Source organism: Pseudomonas sp. S8, from assembly GCF_050473925.1.
Classification (GTDB): Bacteria; Pseudomonadota; Gammaproteobacteria; order Pseudomonadales; family Pseudomonadaceae; genus Aquipseudomonas; species Aquipseudomonas parakoreensis.
In genome coordinates this window covers 5,467,849-5,485,708 of record NZ_JBFDVZ010000016.1, presented here as the reverse complement: position 1 = coordinate 5,485,708, position 17,860 = coordinate 5,467,849, and the positions used below count along the sequence as shown (strand labels likewise).

The window sequence follows — 17,860 nt, the reverse complement described above, 5'->3', positions numbered from 1 at the left end:
TTCTACCTCAGCTTCAGGGTGGCAAGGCCGATCAGCACGAGAATCACGGTGATGATCCAGAAACGGACGATCACGCGTGGCTCGGGCCAGCCCTTGAGTTCAAAGTGGTGGTGAATCGGTGCCATGCGGAACACTCGGCGCCCGGTCAGCTTGAAAGAGGCAACCTGGATAACCACCGACAGGGTTTCCATCACGAATACGCCGCCCATGATGAACAGGACGATTTCCTGACGGACGATCACCGCAATGGTGCCCAGTGCCGCGCCGAGTGCCAGAGCACCGACGTCGCCCATGAACACTTGCGCCGGGTAGGTGTTGAACCAGAGAAACCCGAGCCCCGCACCGATCAGCGCGCCGCAAAACACGATCAGCTCGCCTGCGCCCGGCACGTAAGGAATCAGCAGATACTCGGCGAATTTCACGTTACCCGACAGGTAGCAGAAGATGCCCAGGCCACCGCCGACCATCACGGTTGGCATGATCGCCAGCCCGTCGAGGCCGTCGGTCAGGTTGACCGCGTTGCTCGAACCGACGATCACGAAGTAGGTCAGCACGATGAACCCGGCGCCCAGCGGAATGCTGTAGTCCTTGAGCATCGGCAGGATCAGCGTGGTCTCCACAGGCGTGGTGGCGGTCATATAAAGGAAGATCGCTGCGCCCAGGCCAAAGACCGACTGCCAGAAATATTTCCAGCGGCTTGGCAAGCCACGGGAGTTCTTCTCGATCACTTTGCGGTAGTCGTCGACCCAGCCAATGGCGCCGAACAGCAGGGTCACCAGCAGCACGACCCACACGTAGCGGTTGCTCAGGTCAGCCCACAGCAGGGTGCTGACACCGATGGAAGACAAAATCAGTGCGCCACCCATGGTTGGCGTACCCGACTTGGACAGGTGCGATTGCGGGCCGTCATTACGAACGGACTGGCCGATCTGACGGTTCTGCAGGGTGCGGATCATCCACGGGCCATAGCACAGCGACAAAACCAGCGCGGTCAGCACACCGAGGATCCCGCGCAGGGTCAGGTACTGGAAGACCGCGAAGCCTTTGTAGAACTGTTGCAGATACTCCGCTAGCAGCAGCAGCATTAATGTTTCTCCAGACTGGACCCGCACAGAGCCGCAACGATGTTTTCCATCGCTGCACTGCGCGAACCCTTGATCAAAATGGTGGTGTTTGTGTCCTGCTCGGCGTCGAGGGCCTGGATCAGTTCGGCTTGCGTGCCGAAGTGATGCGCCTCTTTGCCGAATGCGTTCACGGCGTGGACCATGTTCGGCCCGACCGCGTAAAGCGCGGAAACCTTGCCCCGGGCGTATTCGCCCACGTCGCGGTGCCCCTGCTCCGCCCAGTCGCCCAACTCGCCGATATCTCCGAGCACCAGGACGGTGCGGCCGGAAAAGCCGGCGAGTATATCAACGGCAGCGCACATGGAGGTGGGGTTTGCGTTGTAAGTGTCATCGATCACGCGCATGCCGTTCTTCGCCAGTTGCGCGACGGTGCGGCCCTTGACCGGTTGTACCGCGCCAAGCCCGGTGGCAATGCCGAACAGCGACACGCCCAAGGCGTGAGCGGCAGCGGCGGCAGCCATGGCGTTGGCGACGTTATGGGTGCCGAGCAGGTTCAGCTGAACGTGCTCCACACCTTCAGGGGTATGCAGGTTGAAGGCCGGGCAACCCCGGGCATCGGTGCTCAGGTCGCTGGCGTAGAAATCTGCCTGCGGATTGCTCAGGGAGAAGGTCAGCACCTTGCGTGCGCCGGCGCGGAGCTTCCAGATTCCGAAGGCCTTGTCGTCGAGGTTGAGCACGGCAATACCATCCGCCGCGAGCCCGTCGATGATCTCGCCTTTGGCCTCGACGATTTTTTCCGGCCCGCCGAACTCGCCAACGTGGGCGGTGCCAGCGTTGTTGAGGATCGCCACGTGTGGCTTGGTCAGCCCGACGGTGTAGGCGATTTCGCCCAGACGCGAGGCGCCCAGTTCGATCACGGCGGCAGTGTGTTCCGGTGCCAGTTCGAGCAGGGTCAGCGGCGCGCCGAGGTCGTTGTTCAGATTGCCGCGCGTCGCCAGCACCGGACCGCGGGTACGCAGGATGCTCGCCAGCATTTCCTTGACCGTGGTCTTGCCGCTGGAGCCGGTAATGGCCGCCACCGGTTGCGTGAACGCGGCACGGTTCAGCGCACCCAACTGGCCGAGGGCCTGACGGGTGTCCTTGACCAGCAGTTGCGGCAAGGTGCTGTCGGCGACTTCACGCTCGACCAGTGCCGCCACCGCGCCTTTGCCGGCGACATCGTTCAGGTAGTCGTGACCGTCAAAGCGCGGGCCAGTCAGGGCAATAAACAGTTGGCCAGCGGTGATCGCACGGCTGTCGATACTGACGCCATCGAAACTGGCATCGCTGCTGATCAGACGTGCGTCGAGCACGTTGGTCAGTTCGCTCAATGTCAGAGCCTTAAGCATGGGCCACCTCCCACGCGGTGAGGGCATGATCGGCCTCGACCAGATCGGAGAAAGCGTGCCGCTCGCCGTTGATTTCCTGATAGTCCTCGTGGCCTTTGCCGGCCAGAACGATCACGTCATCGGCCGATGCAGCAGCGATCAGTTGGGCAATCGCCTGACCACGGCCGGCGACGAAGGTGACTTTATCCACAGCGGTGAAACCGGCGCGGATGTCGTCGAAAATCTGCGCCGGGTCTTCCGTGCGCGGGTTGTCATCGGTGACCAGTACGCGATCGGCCAGACGCTCGACCACTTCGGCCATCAGCGGACGCTTGCCGCGATCACGATCACCGCCACAGCCGAACAGGCACAGCAACTGGCCTTTGACGTGTGGGCGCAATGCAGTCAGAACTTTTTCCAGCGCATCCGGGGTGTGGGCGTAATCGACCACCACCAGCGGCTGAGTGCCGCCACCCAGACGCTGCATACGTCCGGCCGGGCCTTCGAGTTTCGGCAGCACCTTGAGAATTTCGTCTAGGGCGTAATCCAGACCGAGCAAGGCGCCGACTGCCGCCAGTACGTTGCTCAGGTTGAAACGACCGAGCAGCGTGCTGCGCAGGTGATGCTCGCCCTGCGGCGTGACCAGCGTGGCGCGCACGCCGTGGTCATCGAACTGCGCTTCGCGGACATACAAATAGGCGCTGCTGTCGAGCAGGCTGTAACTGATCAAACGCGACTCGCGTTTTTCGCCGGCCAACTGCCGACCGAAATCGTCGTCGAGGTTGACCACGCGGCACTTCAGGTCATTCCAGGCGAACAGCTTGGCCTTGGCCTCGGCGTACGCCTGCATGGTGCCGTGATAATCCAGGTGGTCGCGGGACAGGTTGGTCATCACCGCGACGTCGAACGCCAATGCAGTGACCCGGCCCTGATCCAGACCGTGGGACGACACTTCCATGGCCACGGCTTTGGCCCCGGCCTTTTTCAGGTCGGCGAGAGTGGCTTGCATGGCGATCGGATTCGGCGTGGTGTGCAGGCCGCTTTCCAGCGCGCCATGGAAGCCGGAACCCAGCGTACCAACGATGCCGCAATGCTGACCAAGCAGATCGAGTGCCTGCGCGACCAGTTGGGTCACGCTGGTTTTGCCATTGGTGCCGGTAACACCGATCAGGTTCAAGTGATGGCTCGGCTCGCCATAAAAGCGCCCGGCGATGTCGGACAGCTGCGCCGCCAGGCCTTTGACCGGAATCAACGGTACTTCGGTGATCGGCAGCACGGTGGCGCCTTCCACTTCGTAAGCAACTGCCGCCGCGCCGCGCTGCAAGGCATCGGCGATGTGCGCACGGCCATCGAATTTGCCGCCCGGCACGGCGAGGAACAGGTCACCCGCGCGTACGTTGCGGCTGTCCAGCGCCAATTCACGGATCAACAGATCATGGCCGGCGTGGGGGAATATCTTGTTCAGACTCAGAGACATCAGCCGCGCCCTCCATTGGCTTTCAGCGGAACGACCGGGGTAGCGTTGGCCTGTTGGGTAGTCGGCAGGTTGTCCGGGGTCACGTTCATAAGGCGCAGGGTGCCGGACATCACACGGCTGAACACCGGCGCCGACACCAGACCACCGAAGTAACCGGCCTTGGACGGCTCATCGATCACCACCACGATGGCGTAACGCGGATCACTCATCGGCCCGAAACCGGCGAACAGCGAGCGGTAGGAGTTTTCGGCGTAGCCCTTGGTGCCCACCGAAGTCTTGCGCGCAGTACCCGACTTGCCGGCCACGTGATACGCCGGCACCTGCGCACGGAACACGCCGCGCGGTGCTTCGATCACTTGCTGCAGCATGCCTTGCATGGTTTTCGCGACCGCTTCCGGCAATACCTGAGTGGTCTGCGGCGGCTTGTCGGTTTTGATCAGCGTCAGCGGTGCGAGACGACCGTTGTTGGCCAGCGCCGAGAATGCGTGCACCAGCTGGATCGCGGTCACGGAAATACCGTAGCCATAAGACAGTGTCGCGGTTTCGGCTTTGCGCCAGTCGCGGTAGTTCGGCAGGTTGCCGACGCGCTCGCCCGGAAAGCCCAGGCCGGTGTCCTGTCCGAGTCCGACTTTCTGTGCGAGACGGTAAATGGTTTCACCGCCGATATCGAACGCGACCTTACTCATGCCGACGTTACTGGAGTTGATCAGAATCCCGGTCATGTCCAGCACCGGGCCTTCGGTCTTCGAAACGTCCTTGATCGTGTACTTGCCGATCTGCAGCGAGCCCGGATACACCTCGACGGTGTCGGTCGGTTTCCAGCGACCGGACTCGATGGCGGCGCTCATCGAGATCGCTTTCATGGTCGAACCCGGTTCGAACACGTCGATCATCGCGCGGTTACGCATCATCGCCGGCTGCAGGTTGCGACGGTTGTTCGGGTTATAGGTCGGCTGGTTGACCATGGCGAGAATCTCGCCGGTCTTCACGTCCATGATCACCAGACTGCCAGCCTTGGCGCCGTTCTCGATGATCGCGTTGCGCAGCTCGCGGTTCGCCAGGTATTGCAGACGCAGGTCAATCGACAACGCCAAGGGCTTGCCGGCCTTGGCGTTCTTGGTGACCTGGACATCCTTGATCAGCCGACCGCGCCGATCCTTGATGACCTGCCGCTTGCCCGGCACCCCGGCCAGCCACTCGTCGTAGGCCAGCTCGACGCCTTCACGCCCGTGATCGTCAATGTCGGTAAAGCCGACCATGTGCGCGGTGACTTCACCGGCCGGGTAGAAGCGGCGGAATTCTTCGATACCGTAAACGCCCGGCACTTTCAGGTCGAGCACAGCCTGGCCCTGCTCGGGGGTCAGCCCGCGCACCAGGTAAATGAATTCTTTGTTGGCCTGAGCTTCGAGACGTTCGGCCAGGGCTTTCGGATCCTGCCCCAGCGCCGCGGCCAGTGCCGGCCACTTCTCTTTGGCCGTCTGCATTTCCTTGGCGTTGGCCCACAGCGTCGTCACCGGGGTACTCACGGCCAACGGCTCGCCGTTACGGTCGGTGATCAGACCACGGTGAGCAGGAATCGGGATGTGACGGAGACTGCGCGCGTCGCCCTGCCCCTTGAGGAAGTCACGGTCAACCACTTGCAGGTCGATGATGCGCCAGCAGATCGCCGCGACCATCACGCCGAGCAGAGCCACCATCAGGCGGAAGCGCCACGGGAAGAGTGCGCCTTCGAGTTTCATCATGGCGCCACCATCTTCACGTCAGCCGCGCCCGGAATGTGCATTTTCAATTGTTCAGTGGCCAGCACTTCGATGCGGCTGTGCGCTGTCCAGGTGCTTTGCTCGAGAATCAGACGCCCCCACTCGGCCTGCGCCTTGTCGCGCACGCTGAGTTCGTTGTAAAGGGTGTTAAGCAACTGCCGGTTCCAGTGCGCGCTGTAGGACACGCCGATGGCCGACACGAGCACGCCGACAAACAGCAGCAGCATGATAAAGCTGCCGCCCGGCAGGGGCTTGGCGAAAAGCTTGCTCACCGCAACTTCTCCGCAACACGCATGACAGCGCTACGGGAACGTGGGTTGGCTTTGAGTTCGGCGTCGGAGGCCGTCTGCGCTTTGCCATGGATTTTGATTTTCGGTTCGAACGCCACGTGGCGCACGGGCAGGTTGCGCGGCAGGTTGTCGGCTTCGCCTTTGACCAGCTTGCGCATGAACAGTTTGACGATGCGGTCTTCCAGCGAGTGAAAGCTGATGACCACCAGGCGGCCGCCAATTTCAAGCGCATCCAGGGCGGCTTCGAGGCCGGCCTCCAGATCGCCCAGTTCGTTGTTGACGTGAATGCGCAAGCCCTGGAACGCGCGGGTCGCCGGGTTCTTGCCCTTCTCCCACGCCGGGTTGGCGACTTTCAAGACTTCGGCCAGATCGGCGGTGCGCTCGAACGGCTTGATGTCGCGGCGCTCGGCCACGGCACGGGCCATGCGCCCGGAGAAACGCTCTTCGCCGTATTCCTTGAACACCCGGGCGATTTCTTCCACCGGCGCAGTGTTGACGAACTCGGCGGCGCTGATGCCACGGGACGGATCCATGCGCATGTCCAGCGGGCCGTCATTGAGGAAACTGAAGCCGCGCTCGGCGTCATCCAGTTGCGGCGACGACACGCCGAGATCGAGCAGGATACCGCTGACCTTGCCGCTCAGCCCTTGTTCGGCGACCACCGAACCCAGTTCGGCAAAGCTGCGCTGCACAACGACAAAGCGGCCGTCTTCGGCCGCTAGCGTTTGCCCGGTGGCAATCGCTTGAGGATCCTTGTCGAATCCGATCAGTCGGCCGTCCGGCCCGAGCTGGCTGAGGATCAGCCGACTATGCCCGCCGCGCCCGAACGTACCGTCCAGATAGCAGCCATCAGGGCGTACGGCGAGAGCCTCGACGGCTTCGTCAAGCAGTACGGTGATGTGGTTAAAGCCGCTATCAATAGTCACAGGATCAAATCACGCAGTTCGTCAGGCATGGCGCCCGGTTGTTGAATAGCAGCAAGGTCAGCGGCAGATACCGCGTTCCATGCATCCTCGTCCCACAATTGGAACTTGTTCAGTTGGCCCACCAGCATCGCTTTCTTATCAAGCTTTGCGTATTCGCGCAGACGCGGAGGAACCAGAAAACGACCACTGCCGTCGAGTTCGAGGTCGACGGCATTACCAATCAATAAACGCTGCAGGCGACGGTTCTCTTCGCGAAGCGAAGGGAGTGCACGCAACTTGGTTTCAATAACTTCCCACTCGTCGAGCGGGTAGACACACAGGCACGGATCAACGGCATCAATGGTCACGATCAACTGGCCGGAACTACGCGAAACGAGCTCGTCACGGTACCGGCTCGGCATGGCGAGACGGCCCTTAGCATCGAGACTGATAGCGTTAGCTCCGCGAAACACGTCAGCGTTTCTCCAATTTTTATCGTTTTGAGCTCAAAAAACCCACTTCATGCCACTTTCCGCCACTTGCGCACACTATAGGAATGCGCCCACCACACCGTCAAGGCGCGGATTAAAGGAAAACCCTTACAGAACGGAGATTTAGGAGCTTAAAAGGAGGGGCAACGACAATTTGGCGGATACTTTTGACCAATAACTTGATGCAGCACTGAAAGCTGCGCTCAGAAGTTAAAGTGATTTGTTAAGAGTAAGATTTTTTCGGTATTACAAAAGCGCTTCTGCTGTTGATTGAAGCAAGGTGGGAAATGGCTATTACTGCATTTGCCGCTGCCGGACTTTAGCGCAGGCCTGCCGATAATAACCAGCCCTGATGCCATTGATTCAAGCAGGGAAAAAAAAGGTGGAGAGTCGATCTGTAAGCCGGGTTCTGTCTTGAACAGTCATTCGTCTACGATGGCCATCACTGGACATCTTTAGCAACCTACCCGGTCCCAGCGCGGGCCACGCCTTGGGACCCTATTTGGTCTTGCTCCAAGTGGGGTTTACCTAGCCACGAACTGTTGCCAGACGTGCGGTGCGCTCTTACCGCACCTTTTCACCCTTACCGGCGCCGAAGCGCTTAGGCGGTTATTTTCTGTGGCACTTTCCGTAGGCTCACGCCTCCCAGGCATTACCTGGCACTTCGCCCTATGGAGCCCGGACTTTCCTCCCCCCTCTAATTTTCATAGAGGGCAGCGACTGTCCGATCGACTCTCCGCCGCGCAGGTTAACGGCAGAGCGCCCGAAGAACAAGCGCTAATAGCCGTGAAACCCGTCTGCGCGACGGGTTACTCGCCCTTCTGCTGTTCCAGTGCGACCTGATACAGCACGTTTTTGCGCTCGCCGGTGATTTGCGCGGCCAGAGCGGCGGCACGCTTGAGCGGCATCTCTTCGAGCAGCAGGTTGAGGACGCGCATCGCCTCGCTGCTGACCGCGTCCTCGGACTGCGGTGCAGACCAGCCCGCGACCAGCACCACGCACTCGCCGCGCTGCTGATTGCTGTCGGACTCGACAAACGCCCGCAACTCAGCCAGCGGCAAGCCTTTGAGCGTCTCGAAGGTCTTGGTGATTTCCCGGGCCAGCAACGCCTGACGCTCGCCACCGAACACCGCTTCCATGTCCTGCAGGCACTCGAGAATGCGATGCGGGGCCTCGTAGAAAATCAGCGTGCGTGGCTCTTCCTTTACCGATTCCAGGCGCGCCTTGCGCCCCGCCGACTTGGCCGGCAGGAAGCCTTCAAAAATGAACCGGTCGGAGGGCAGCCCCGCCGCCGACAGCGCTGCGATCAACGCACAGGCACCCGGCACCGGCACCACATTGATGCCCGCCGCCCGCGCCTGACGCACGAGGTGATAACCCGGATCGGAAATCAGCGGTGTCCCGGCATCAGATATCAGCGCGACGTTATCGCCTGCCAGCAAACGGGTAATAAAGCGGCTACCTTCATCACGTTCGTTATGTTCATGGCACGCGGCCAGCGGCGTGGCAATACCGAAGTGCTGCATCAAGCGCGCCGAGTGCCGCGTGTCTTCGGCGGCGATCAATGCCACTTCGCGGAGGATTTTCAGAGCCCGGGCGCTGATGTCGTCCAGGTTGCCGATGGGCGTCGCCACCACATAAAGCGAGCCAGCAGCGGAATTCAAAGGACCTGGAGCAGTCAAAGCGCACACCTCATGATCGGTAAAAGCCGGCATTGTAACGCGTCACGAGGCTTGCGATGCGTTCCGGCCGACGCCGGGTTTGCGCGCCTTTGTGCGATGCCGCAACATTTGCTTCAGCTAAATTGACGGTTTCACGCCAGTAACATCGCGCCCCGGCCAGCGCTTGGGTACAATTCCACGCTAATTTGATCGAGTATCAGGAACACTTACATGATCGCTTGCCTGCGGCTGTTCACTGCCCTCTGCCTCGCTGCCTTATTGGCGGCCTGCGCCAGCTCCCCTTCCTCCAGCCTTGGCGAACTTCCACGGACTCCGGATGCCAGTATCGAGCAACTGCTCGAACAGGCTACCCAGGCCAAGACGCCGGAAAAAGCCGCGTTGTTGCGCTTGAGCGCGGCAGACCTCGCTTATCGCCAGGGCAATGCCGGCCAGTCCGCGCAGATCCTGCAACAAGTGCCAATGGAGCAGTTGAAGCCAGGCCAGCAGATCTTCGCCAGCACCTTGTCCGCTGAGCTGGCAATGACGCGTAATCAGCCGAAAGCTGCGCTGACCGCCCTGAGCCATCCGAGCCTGCAGCATCTGAGCGAAATGCCGGAAGATCAGCAAGTTCGCACCGGCACCGTGCACGCCCGCGCACTGGAAGCCGACGGCCAGACCCTGGCAGCCGCTCGTGAGCGCATCTTCATCGCTCCAATGCTCAAAGGCGAAGCCGCGAGCAAGAACCATGAAGCGATCTGGACCCTGATCGCTTCGCTGCCGACCGATCAACTGCAACCCAACACCGCCGACGATCTCGGCGGCTGGATGGGCCTGGCCCTGGCTGTGAAAACCGCCGGCACCCTGGAACAGCAGCAAGCGGCGATCGACGCCTGGCGCGCACAGAATCCAAAGCACCCAGCTGCAATCAACCTGCCGCTGCCACTGACCAAACTCAAGGAACTGGCCAGCCAGCCCCTGAGCAAGATTGCCCTGCTGCTGCCGCAAGACGGCCCACTGGCCTCGGTCGGTAAAGCGCTGCGTGAAGGTTTCATGGCGGCGCACTATCAAGCGCAACAAGCCGGCCAGAAGCCGCCTGCCATCGAGTTCTATGACAGCTCCAAGCTGACCTCGATGGACGAGTTCTACCGCAAGGCCCAAGCTGATGGCGTGCAACTGGTGGTCGGCCCGCTGGAAAAACCGCTGGTCAAACAACTGAGCACCCGTCCGCAACTGCCAATCACCACCCTCGCATTGAATTACAGCGAGGGCGATCAAGGTCCGGCGCAACTGTTCCAGTTCGGCCTGGCCGCTGAAGACGAAGCTCGCGAAGTTTCGCGTCGCGCCCGCGCCGACGGCCTGCATCGCGCGGCGATCATGGTGCCGAAAGGCGAATGGGGCGACCGCGTATTGCGTGCGTTCAGCCAGGACTGGCAGGCCAATGGCGGCAGCATCGTTGCCACCGAACGCGTTGATCAGCCAGTGCAACTGGCCCAGCAGATCGCTGACATGTTCCAGCTGCGTCAAAGCGAAGCCCGCGCCAAGAGCCTGCAAAACGCTGCTGGCACCAATGTCGCCGCGCAGCCGTCGCGTCGCCAGGACATCGAGTTCATCTTCCTCGCAGCCACCCCGCAGCAAGCGCAGCAGATCAAGCCGACTCTGAACTTCCAGTACGCGGGTGACGTTCCGGTGTACGCAACTTCCCACGTGTACAGCGCCAGCGGCGATGTGAACCAGTACAACGACATGAACGGCGTGCGCTTCTGCGAAACCCCATGGTTGCTGGAAGCCAATGACCCGCTGCGTCAGCAAGTCACCGCGCAATGGCCGCAAGCGGCCGGCAGCCTTGGTCGCCTTTACGCCATGGGCGTCGACGCCTACCGTCTGGCGCCGCGCCTGGGTCAGTTGAAGGCGCTGCCGGACAGCCGCATCGAAGGTCAGTCGGGTAGCCTGGGCATGACCCAGACCCAACGCGTAGTGCGTCAGTTGCCATGGGCACAGTTCGTCAACGGTCAGGTTCAACGCCTGCCGGACACCCCGCGCTGATGCCCGACGGCTCGCACCTGCAAAGCGGTAAAGATGCCGAGCGCCAGGCGCTCGAGCATCTGCAACACCAGGGTCTGCGCCTGCTGGCGCAGAACTGGTCATGCAAACGGGGCGAGCTTGATCTGGTCATGCTTGATGGCGATACAGTAGTATTCGTCGAAGTCCGCTACAGAAAAAACACTCAATGGGGTGGCGCGCTCGCTAGCATCGATGAGCGCAAACGGCAGAAGCTGATTTTCGCCGCACAGCATTTCCTTCAGCGCGAGTCACGTTGGGCCGATTCCCCTTGCCGCTTCGACGTGGTGGCCATCGACAGGCACCCGGATCAGTTGAACTGGTTGCAGAATGCGTTCGATGGTTGATTCTCTGCACACCACCCCGGACACTTTCACCGACAATTTTTGCTCTTTGCTTTGCGGGCTGCACATTCACGTGCCGAACAGCCGCGCTACTTAAGGTCACACAGATGGACATGCAATCCCGAATTCGCCAGCTTTTCCAGGCCAGTATCGACACCAAGCAACAGGCGATGGACGTACTTGCACCGCACATCGAGCAAGCCAGCCAGATCATGGTCAACGCCCTGCTCAACGAAGGCAAAATGCTTTCGTGCGGCAACGGCGGCTCTGCCGGCGACGCCCAGCACTTCTCCTCCGAGCTGCTCAACCGCTTCGAGCGTGAACGCCCGAGCCTGCCGGCCATCGCTCTGACCACCGACAGCTCGACCATCACCTCGATCGCCAACGACTACAGCTACAACGAAGTGTTCTCCAAGCAGATCCGCGCACTGGGTCAACCCGGCGACGTATTGCTGGCGATTTCGACCAGCGGCAACTCCGCAAACATTATTCAAGCGATCCAGGCCGCACATGATCGCGAAATGGTTGTCGTAGCTTTGACTGGCCGCGATGGCGGCGGCATGGCTTCACTGCTGCTGCCTGAAGATGTCGAGATTCGCGTACCGGCCCATGTCACTGCACGTATTCAGGAAGTCCATCTGCTGGCGATCCATTGCCTCTGCGATCTGATCGACAGCCAACTGTTCGGGAGTGAAGAATGACCCCTAATCGCCTTGGCCTTCTGGCCTTGACCCTGTGCCTCGGCATCAGCGGCTGCACCTCGGTGGTGAATGCCAGCCGTGAAGCGCCGATTGAAGACGACCGCGGCACCCGAACCTTCGGCAGTAAAATCGACGACTCGCTGATCGAAACCAAAGTCGGCGTCAACGTGGCCAAGGCCGACCCCGGCCTGGACAAGGATTCACATATCGTCGTCACCAGCTTCAACGGCGTGGTCCTGCTTGCCGGCCAGACGCCGCGCGAAGACCTCAAGGCCAAGGCCGAACAGGCCGCCGCCAACGTGCAGCGCGTGAAGAAAGTGCACAACGAACTGCAAGTGATTGCACCTTCAAGCTTCCTCGCTCGCCAGAACGACGCCTGGCTGACCACCAAGATCAAGACCCAGATGCTGACCGACGCCAGCATTCCCGGCTCGCGCATCAAGGTCGTGACCGAGAACGGTATCGTTTACCTGCTGGGCCTGCTGACCAAACAGGAAGCACAACAGGCAACCAATCTGGTGCAAGGCGTTGCCGGCGTGCAGAAGATCGTGAAGCTGTTCGAATACATCGATTGATCTGCACTTCTGTAGGAGCTGCCGAGTGAAACGAGGCTGCGATCTTTTGATCGTCAAAAACAAGATCAAAAGATCGTCCGAACGCGGCCCGAGCCTTCGGCAGCTCCTACGTAATAAAAAAGGCGACCCTCTCGGGTCGCCTTTTTTATTACTTCACCACTTTCAAACTTGGCCGGCCACTTGGGCGCGGCGGCTCGCTGTCGGGTGGCGGCACATCGTCATCAGGCTCGATATCGTCTTCGTCATCCATCGGCGACTCTAGATCGAACACCATGCCCTGACCGTTTTCCCGGGCATAAATACCCAGAATTGCGCTGATCGGCACATAGAGACTATGCGGAACGCCACCGAAGCGACCCTCAAAGGTCACCACGTCGTTGTCCATGTGCAAGTGCCGCACGGCACTGGGCGAAATGTTCAGGACAATCTGCCCGTCGCTGGCGAAACCTTGCGGCACCTGCACTGCCGGGTATTCGGAATTGACCAGCATGTGCGGGGTGCAATCATTATCCACAATCCACTCGTAGAGCGCGCGGACCAGATAAGGTCGACTGGAGTTCATAGCGGCTCCTTAAGCCTTAGCGCATGTCGCGTTCGACGCCAGACAGACTCGCCTGGAAAGCCTCACGCGCAAACTGGCGCTCCATATAATCAAGCAGCGGCTTGGCCGGCCGCGGCAGTTCAATACCCAGAATCGGCAAACGCCAGAGTATTGGCAATAGGCAGCAATCCACCAGACTTTGTTCCTCACTGAGGAAAAACGGCTTTTCGGCAAACAACGGCGACACGCCCGTCAGGCTTTCACGCAATTCCTTGCGCGCCACGACACGCGCGGCTTCCTTGGTTTTCGGATCCAGGATCAGATCCACCAGACCACACCAGTCGCGCTGAATACGGTGAATCAGCAGACGGCTGTTGGCACGCGCCACCGGGTAAACCGGCATCAGTGGCGGATGCGGGTAACGCTCATCCAGATATTCCATCACCACGGTCGACTCCCACAACGCCAGGTCGCGATCGACCAGTGTCGGGAGACTGCCGTAAGGGTTCACCTCAATCAGTTTAGGCGGCTGGCGGCCAGCTTCCACGTAAATGATTTCGGCGCTGACACCCTTCTCTGCAAGCACGATGCGCACTCGGTGGGAATAGTGGTCGGCGGGGTCGGAGTAACAGGCCAACCGATTGGTCACGCCCATGGCGATCCTCCTCGCTTGTTGAAATGATTGGAACCGGAAAAACGCGCGCGCCCAGAGGGCGCCTCCCGCAATGCCTGGCGAACCAGACATTGCGTTATCGGAAGCACCCTTGGGCGCGCGCGATTAACAGCAATGCTTGAAGCGTATCAGTGCACGTCTTTCCAGTATTCACGCTTGAGCAGGTAGGCGAACACAAAGAAGAACGCCAGGTACAGCAAGACGTAAGTACCGATGCGCTGATGTTGCAGCTTAACCGGGTTAGCCGAGTAAGCCAGGAAGGTTACCAGATTCTTGACCTTCTCATCGAACTGCTCTTCGTTCAGAGCACCGGTTTTCGGCACGATGGTCAGCTGATCGCATGCTTCATGCGTCAGCGGCGTACCGGTCAGCGGATCGTATTGCTTCTTGCCGTCCTCGACGATCTGCACTTGCTTGCAGCCCACCACCTGACGACCTTGCAGGCCGACCAGCACGTTAGGCATGCCGACGTTCGGGAAGACCTTGTTGTTCACGCCCCATGGGCGCGCCGGATCTTCGTAGAACGAGCGCAGGTAACCGTAGAGCCAATCGGTGCCACGCACCCGAGCCACCAGGGTCAGGTCCGGTGGCGCAGCACCGAACCAGGTCTTGGCGTCTGCCGGCTGCATGCCGATGTTCATGTGGTCGCCGATCTTGGCGCCGGTGAACACCAGCTTCTCGAGCATCATGTCGTGGGGAATGCCGAGATCATCGGCCACCCGTTCGTAACGCTGGAACTTGGCACTGTGGCAACCCATGCAATAGTTGGCAAAGGTGCGCGCACCGTCCTGCAGGGCAGCTTTATCGGACACGTCGATGTCGACTTTTTCCAGCTCCGGACCACCGTGTTCGGCGGCGAAAGACAGCACAGGCAGCGCAGCAAAAATCAGAGCAAAAAATAACTTTTTCATCAGCCAGTCACCCTTTCCGGAACCGGTTTGGTCTTCTCGAGCCTGGTGTAGAACGGCATCAGAATGAAGTAGGCGAAGTACAGGAAGGTGCAGATCTGCGACACCAGCGTGCGCTCGGGCGTCGGGGCCAGTACGCCCAGAATGCCGAGGATCACGAAGGAAATGCAGAACACCAGCAGCCAGATTTTGCTCATCCAGCCCTTGTAGCGCATCGATTTGACCGGACTGCGGTCCAGCCACGGCAGCACGAACAGCATGGCAATCGAGGCCCCCATGGCGATCACGCCCATGAGCTTGTCCGGGATCGCACGCAAGATCGCGTAGAACGGCGTGAAGTACCAGACCGGCGCAATGTGCTCAGGCGTCTTGAACGGGTTGGCTTGCTCAAAGTTCGGCTTTTCGAGGAAGTAACCGCCCATTTCCGGGAAGAAGAACACGATAAAGCAGAAGATGAACAGGAACACCACCACGCCGACGATGTCTTTCACGGTGTAGTACGGGTGGAAGGCAATGCCGTCCAGCGGGACACCGTTTTCGTCTTTGTGCTTCTTGATGTCGACGCCATCCGGGTTGTTCGAACCGACTTCGTGCAGCGCCAGAATGTGCAACACCACCAGACCGAGAATCACGATCGGCAGCGCCACGACGTGCAGTGCGAAGAAGCGGTTCAGAGTGATTCCGGAGATCAGGTAGTCACCACGAATCCACTGGGTCAGGTCGTTGCCGATGACCGGAATCGCACCGAACAGCGAGATGATCACCTGGGCACCCCAGTAGGACATCTGCCCCCAAGGCAGCAGATAACCCATGAAGGCCTCAGCCATCAGCGCCAGGTAGATCAGCATGCCGAACACCCAGACGAGCTCACGCGGTTTCTGGTACGAACCGTAGAGCAGGCCCCGGAACATGTGCAGATAAACCACAATGAAGAACGCCGAAGCGCCGGTGGAGTGCAGCAGACGCAGGATCGAGCCGTACTCGACGTCGCGCATGATGTACTCGACGGAAGCGAACGCCTCTTCTGCCGACGGGGTGTAGCTCATCGTCAGCCAGACACCGGTGACGATCTGGTTGACCAGCACCAACAGTGCCAGCGAGCCGAAGAAATAGAAGAAGTTGAAGTTTTTTGGCGCGTAATACTTGCTGAGATGGTCTTCCCACATTTTGGTCGCCGGGAAGCGCGCATCCACCCAATCCATGAACTTGCTCATCACGCTTTCTCCGTATCGACGCCAATGACAATCAGGTCATCGGTCTCATAGGAATGCGGGGGAACTGGCAGGTTCAAAGGCGCGGGTTGCGACTTGTAGACGCGGCCAGCCAGATCGTAGTGGGAACCGTGGCAAGGGCAGAAATAGCCGCCGACCCAGTCTTTGCCCAAGTCCGCAGGCGCCACTTCGGGACGGAAGGTGGGAGAGCAACCCAGGTGAGTGCAGATCCCGATCAGCAGCAGGATTTCCGGCTTGATCGAGCGCACTTCAGGATCGACATAAGTAGGTTGCGTGGAGTTTTTGGAAGTCGGATCGGAGAGCTGGCCCTCGATCTTCTTGAGATTCCCCAGGATTTCCGCAGTACGGCGGACAATGAACACCGGCTGACCGCGCCATTCGGCAATCATCTGCTGTCCTGGCTCGATCTTGCTGACATTCACTTTCACCGGTGCACCGGCGGCTTTCGCCTTGGCACTGGGAAACCATGACCCCACGAACGGGACCGCAGCCCCCACCGCTCCTGCAGCACCCACCACGGATGTGGCTGCTACCAAGAAGCGACGCCGGCCTGCATTCACGCCGTCATTGCTCATTCAGTCCTCTCCCATCAGCTTTGTGGCCTGTTAAATCAGGCATCTACTAAATAAATCAATGTTACTTATAAAAATTTTGCCGAGATGGTAATGAAAAGCCCCAATTCTGACAAGGGAATTACCCGGGGCTCCCACCCTCAAGCCTTGTAGTATAGGGGGTCTACGAATGTGGCAAGTTGTCACAGCGCAATTCTTTAATAAATCGCAGGCATAAAAAAACGCCCGGTTCCGTGAGGAATCGGGCGTTCTTTTTTGAACGTGGAAACGAATTAACGCTTCGAGTACTGCGGACGCTTACGCGCTTTACGCAGACCAACTTTCTTACGTTCAACTTCACGGGCGTCGCGAGTAACGAAGCCAGCTTTGCGCAGAGCGCTACGCAGGGTTTCGTCGTAGTCCATCAGAGCGCGAGTGATGCCGTGGCGGATTGCGCCAGCCTGACCACTTACACCACCACCGATGACAGTGACGTAGATGTCGAACTTCTCGACAGTCTCGGTCAGTTCCAGCGGCTGACGAACTACCATGCGGGCAGTTTCGCGGCCGAAGAACGAGTCCAGGGAGCGGTTGTTGATGGAGATGTTACCAGTACCCGGACGCAGGAAAACGCGTGCGGTTGCGGTCTTGCGACGGCCAGTGCCGTAATTTTGAGTCGCCGACATAATGAACTATTCCGTTAAATCTTCAGTTCTTGGGGCTGCTGAGCAGTATGAGGGTGTGCAGCGCCCGCATAGACTTTCAGCTTACGGTACATGTCACGACCCAGCGGGTTCTTAGGCAGCATGCCTTTAACCGCGGTCTCGATCACGCGCTCAGGGGCCTTGGCGATCAGCTTTTCAAAGTTGATCGACTTGATGCCGCCCGGGAAACCGGAGTGGGAGTAGTACATTTTGTCAGTGGTTTTAGCGCCGGTTACACGGATCTGCTCGGCGTTGATTACGACGATGTAGTCGCCGGTGTCAACGTGAGGAGTGTACTCAGGCTTGTGCTTGCCACGCAGACGGCTCGCGATTTCGGTGGCCAGACGACCCAGGGTCTGACCAGCAGCGTCGACGACAAACCAGTCGCGCTTTACTGTTTCCGGTTTAGCAGTAAAAGTTTTCATTCTTTATAGCCTCAGGGGCCGCCTGTAAATAAGACGGCGGATCTTACTGAATAGTGCGTACTTTGACAAGTCAAAGGCAGCCGGATACAGACGCTTTCGGGGGCTCGGGTCGGCGCGTCCGTTCAACGGCAAG

Annotated in this window: 19 protein-coding genes and 1 other RNA gene; 4 read left to right on the top strand and 16 right to left on the bottom strand. The window is 59.8% G+C overall.

The annotated features are described in order from the left end of the window. Positions 1-2 precede the first annotated feature (2 nt). The 9 genes from mraY to rsmI all read right to left on the bottom strand — a co-directional run bounded on the left by mraY (position 3) and on the right by rsmI (position 9,069). Positions 3-1,085 carry a phospho-N-acetylmuramoyl-pentapeptide-transferase gene (gene mraY / locus AB1J88_RS26015; protein WP_025109289.1) on the bottom strand — a complete coding sequence of 361 codons (1,083 nt, stop codon included), beginning with the start codon at positions 1,083-1,085 and terminating at the stop codon, positions 3-5. After that, the gene (locus AB1J88_RS26010; RefSeq protein ID WP_086791635.1) at positions 1,085-2,452 is read right to left on the bottom strand and encodes a UDP-N-acetylmuramoyl-tripeptide--D-alanyl-D-alanine ligase; all 1,368 of its coding nucleotides are present in this window, start codon (positions 2,450-2,452) and stop codon (positions 1,085-1,087) included. The genes mraY and AB1J88_RS26010 overlap by 1 nt, the downstream gene beginning before the upstream one ends. Beyond that, on the bottom strand, positions 2,445-3,908 hold the full coding sequence (locus AB1J88_RS26005; protein WP_047296423.1) for a UDP-N-acetylmuramoyl-L-alanyl-D-glutamate--2,6-diaminopimelate ligase: 1,464 nt from the start codon (positions 3,906-3,908) through the stop codon (positions 2,445-2,447). Before AB1J88_RS26005 ends, AB1J88_RS26010 begins: the two co-directional genes overlap by 8 nt. Continuing rightward, positions 3,908-5,647 (bottom strand): peptidoglycan D,D-transpeptidase FtsI family protein, encoded by a 1,740-nt coding sequence (locus AB1J88_RS26000; protein WP_174376919.1) that lies wholly within the window; start codon positions 5,645-5,647, stop codon positions 3,908-3,910. The genes AB1J88_RS26005 and AB1J88_RS26000 overlap by 1 nt, the downstream gene beginning before the upstream one ends. Beyond that, a complete protein-coding gene (ftsL, locus tag AB1J88_RS25995) occupies positions 5,647-5,940 on the bottom strand; it encodes a cell division protein FtsL (RefSeq protein WP_041073157.1) in 294 nt (97 codons plus the stop codon). Before ftsL ends, AB1J88_RS26000 begins: the two co-directional genes overlap by 1 nt. Then, positions 5,937-6,884: a 16S rRNA (cytosine(1402)-N(4))-methyltransferase RsmH gene (gene rsmH / locus AB1J88_RS25990; protein ID WP_430292253.1), complete on the bottom strand. Its 948-nt coding sequence runs from the start codon at positions 6,882-6,884 to the stop codon at positions 5,937-5,939. The genes ftsL and rsmH overlap by 4 nt, the downstream gene beginning before the upstream one ends. Then, a complete protein-coding gene (mraZ, locus tag AB1J88_RS25985; RefSeq protein WP_430292252.1) occupies positions 6,881-7,336 on the bottom strand; it encodes a division/cell wall cluster transcriptional repressor MraZ in 456 nt (151 codons plus the stop codon). The genes rsmH and mraZ overlap by 4 nt, the downstream gene beginning before the upstream one ends. Before the next feature lie 400 nt (positions 7,337-7,736). Then, positions 7,737-8,090: RNase P RNA component class A (rnpB, locus tag AB1J88_RS25980), an RNA gene on the bottom strand. A 73-nt stretch (positions 8,091-8,163) separates the two neighbouring features. Then, positions 8,164-9,069: a 16S rRNA (cytidine(1402)-2'-O)-methyltransferase gene (gene rsmI / locus AB1J88_RS25975; RefSeq protein WP_086791633.1), complete on the bottom strand. Its 906-nt coding sequence runs from the start codon at positions 9,067-9,069 to the stop codon at positions 8,164-8,166. A gap of 177 nt (positions 9,070-9,246) precedes the next feature. Between rsmI and AB1J88_RS25970 the strand changes: the two genes are divergently transcribed. The 4 genes from AB1J88_RS25970 (at position 9,247) to AB1J88_RS25955 (ending at position 12,693) form a co-directional block, all read left to right on the top strand. Further along, positions 9,247-11,058 carry a penicillin-binding protein activator gene (locus AB1J88_RS25970; protein WP_041073162.1) on the top strand — a complete coding sequence of 604 codons (1,812 nt, stop codon included), beginning with the start codon at positions 9,247-9,249 and terminating at the stop codon, positions 11,056-11,058. Continuing rightward, positions 11,058-11,420, top strand: a complete 363-nt coding sequence (locus AB1J88_RS25965; RefSeq protein ID WP_041073170.1) for a YraN family protein — start codon at positions 11,058-11,060, stop codon at positions 11,418-11,420. The genes AB1J88_RS25970 and AB1J88_RS25965 overlap by 1 nt, the downstream gene beginning before the upstream one ends. Before the next feature lie 104 nt (positions 11,421-11,524). Continuing rightward, complete coding sequence (locus tag AB1J88_RS25960) at positions 11,525-12,118, top strand: phosphoheptose isomerase (RefSeq protein WP_025109297.1); 594 nt, start codon at positions 11,525-11,527, stop codon at positions 12,116-12,118. After that, complete coding sequence (locus AB1J88_RS25955) at positions 12,115-12,693, top strand: BON domain-containing protein (RefSeq protein ID WP_041073173.1); 579 nt, start codon at positions 12,115-12,117, stop codon at positions 12,691-12,693. Before AB1J88_RS25960 ends, AB1J88_RS25955 begins: the two co-directional genes overlap by 4 nt. Before the next feature lie 148 nt (positions 12,694-12,841). On the opposite strand, the gene AB1J88_RS25950 is transcribed toward AB1J88_RS25955, so the two are convergent. From AB1J88_RS25950 to rplM, 7 genes are all read right to left on the bottom strand, one after another. Continuing rightward, positions 12,842-13,255, bottom strand: a complete 414-nt coding sequence (locus AB1J88_RS25950) for a ClpXP protease specificity-enhancing factor (RefSeq protein WP_145593172.1) — start codon at positions 13,253-13,255, stop codon at positions 12,842-12,844. A gap of 16 nt (positions 13,256-13,271) precedes the next feature. After that, positions 13,272-13,889 carry a glutathione S-transferase N-terminal domain-containing protein gene (locus tag AB1J88_RS25945; RefSeq protein WP_430292251.1) on the bottom strand — a complete coding sequence of 206 codons (618 nt, stop codon included), beginning with the start codon at positions 13,887-13,889 and terminating at the stop codon, positions 13,272-13,274. 146 nt (positions 13,890-14,035) lie between these two features. Next, positions 14,036-14,818, bottom strand: a complete 783-nt coding sequence (locus AB1J88_RS25940) for a cytochrome c1 (RefSeq protein ID WP_007961619.1) — start codon at positions 14,816-14,818, stop codon at positions 14,036-14,038. Continuing rightward, positions 14,818-16,029 (bottom strand): cytochrome b, encoded by a 1,212-nt coding sequence (locus AB1J88_RS25935; protein WP_041073175.1) that lies wholly within the window; start codon positions 16,027-16,029, stop codon positions 14,818-14,820. The genes AB1J88_RS25940 and AB1J88_RS25935 overlap by 1 nt, the downstream gene beginning before the upstream one ends. Continuing rightward, positions 16,029-16,622 (bottom strand): ubiquinol-cytochrome c reductase iron-sulfur subunit, encoded by a 594-nt coding sequence (petA, locus tag AB1J88_RS25930; protein ID WP_003228055.1) that lies wholly within the window; start codon positions 16,620-16,622, stop codon positions 16,029-16,031. Before petA ends, AB1J88_RS25935 begins: the two co-directional genes overlap by 1 nt. Positions 16,623-16,891: 269 nt before the next feature. Beyond that, positions 16,892-17,284 (bottom strand): 30S ribosomal protein S9, encoded by a 393-nt coding sequence (rpsI, locus tag AB1J88_RS25925; protein ID WP_007961615.1) that lies wholly within the window; start codon positions 17,282-17,284, stop codon positions 16,892-16,894. A gap of 14 nt (positions 17,285-17,298) precedes the next feature. After that, positions 17,299-17,727 (bottom strand): 50S ribosomal protein L13, encoded by a 429-nt coding sequence (rplM, locus tag AB1J88_RS25920; RefSeq protein WP_003228062.1) that lies wholly within the window; start codon positions 17,725-17,727, stop codon positions 17,299-17,301. Between the last annotated feature and the right edge of the window lie 133 nt (positions 17,728-17,860).

What these genes read in the sequence shown, in the direction of transcription:
- mraY (WP_025109289.1), bottom strand. Translation starts at nt 1,085, where the DNA reads ATGCTGCTGCTGCTAGCGGAGTATCTGCAACAGTTCTACAAAGGCTTC.
- AB1J88_RS26010 (WP_086791635.1), bottom strand. Translation starts at nt 2,452, where the DNA reads ATGCTTAAGGCTCTGACATTGAGCGAACTGACCAACGTGCTCGACGCA.
- AB1J88_RS26005 (WP_047296423.1), bottom strand. Translation starts at nt 3,908, where the DNA reads ATGTCTCTGAGTCTGAACAAGATATTCCCCCACGCCGGCCATGATCTG.
- AB1J88_RS26000 (WP_174376919.1), bottom strand. Translation starts at nt 5,647, where the DNA reads ATGAAACTCGAAGGCGCACTCTTCCCGTGGCGCTTCCGCCTGATGGTG.
- rsmI (WP_086791633.1), bottom strand. Translation starts at nt 9,069, where the DNA reads ATGCCGGCTTTTACCGATCATGAGGTGTGCGCTTTGACTGCTCCAGGT.
- AB1J88_RS25970 (WP_041073162.1), top strand. Translation starts at nt 9,247, where the DNA reads ATGATCGCTTGCCTGCGGCTGTTCACTGCCCTCTGCCTCGCTGCCTTA.
- AB1J88_RS25965 (WP_041073170.1), top strand. Translation starts at nt 11,058, where the DNA reads ATGCCCGACGGCTCGCACCTGCAAAGCGGTAAAGATGCCGAGCGCCAG.
- AB1J88_RS25960 (WP_025109297.1), top strand. Translation starts at nt 11,525, where the DNA reads ATGGACATGCAATCCCGAATTCGCCAGCTTTTCCAGGCCAGTATCGAC.
- AB1J88_RS25955 (WP_041073173.1), top strand. Translation starts at nt 12,115, where the DNA reads ATGACCCCTAATCGCCTTGGCCTTCTGGCCTTGACCCTGTGCCTCGGC.
- AB1J88_RS25950 (WP_145593172.1), bottom strand. Translation starts at nt 13,255, where the DNA reads ATGAACTCCAGTCGACCTTATCTGGTCCGCGCGCTCTACGAGTGGATT.
- AB1J88_RS25945 (WP_430292251.1), bottom strand. Translation starts at nt 13,889, where the DNA reads ATGGGCGTGACCAATCGGTTGGCCTGTTACTCCGACCCCGCCGACCAC.
- AB1J88_RS25940 (WP_007961619.1), bottom strand. Translation starts at nt 14,818, where the DNA reads ATGAAAAAGTTATTTTTTGCTCTGATTTTTGCTGCGCTGCCTGTGCTG.
- AB1J88_RS25935 (WP_041073175.1), bottom strand. Translation starts at nt 16,029, where the DNA reads ATGAGCAAGTTCATGGATTGGGTGGATGCGCGCTTCCCGGCGACCAAA.
- petA (WP_003228055.1), bottom strand. Translation starts at nt 16,622, where the DNA reads ATGAGCAATGACGGCGTGAATGCAGGCCGGCGTCGCTTCTTGGTAGCA.
- rpsI (WP_007961615.1), bottom strand. Translation starts at nt 17,284, where the DNA reads ATGTCGGCGACTCAAAATTACGGCACTGGCCGTCGCAAGACCGCAACC.
- rplM (WP_003228062.1), bottom strand. Translation starts at nt 17,727, where the DNA reads ATGAAAACTTTTACTGCTAAACCGGAAACAGTAAAGCGCGACTGGTTT.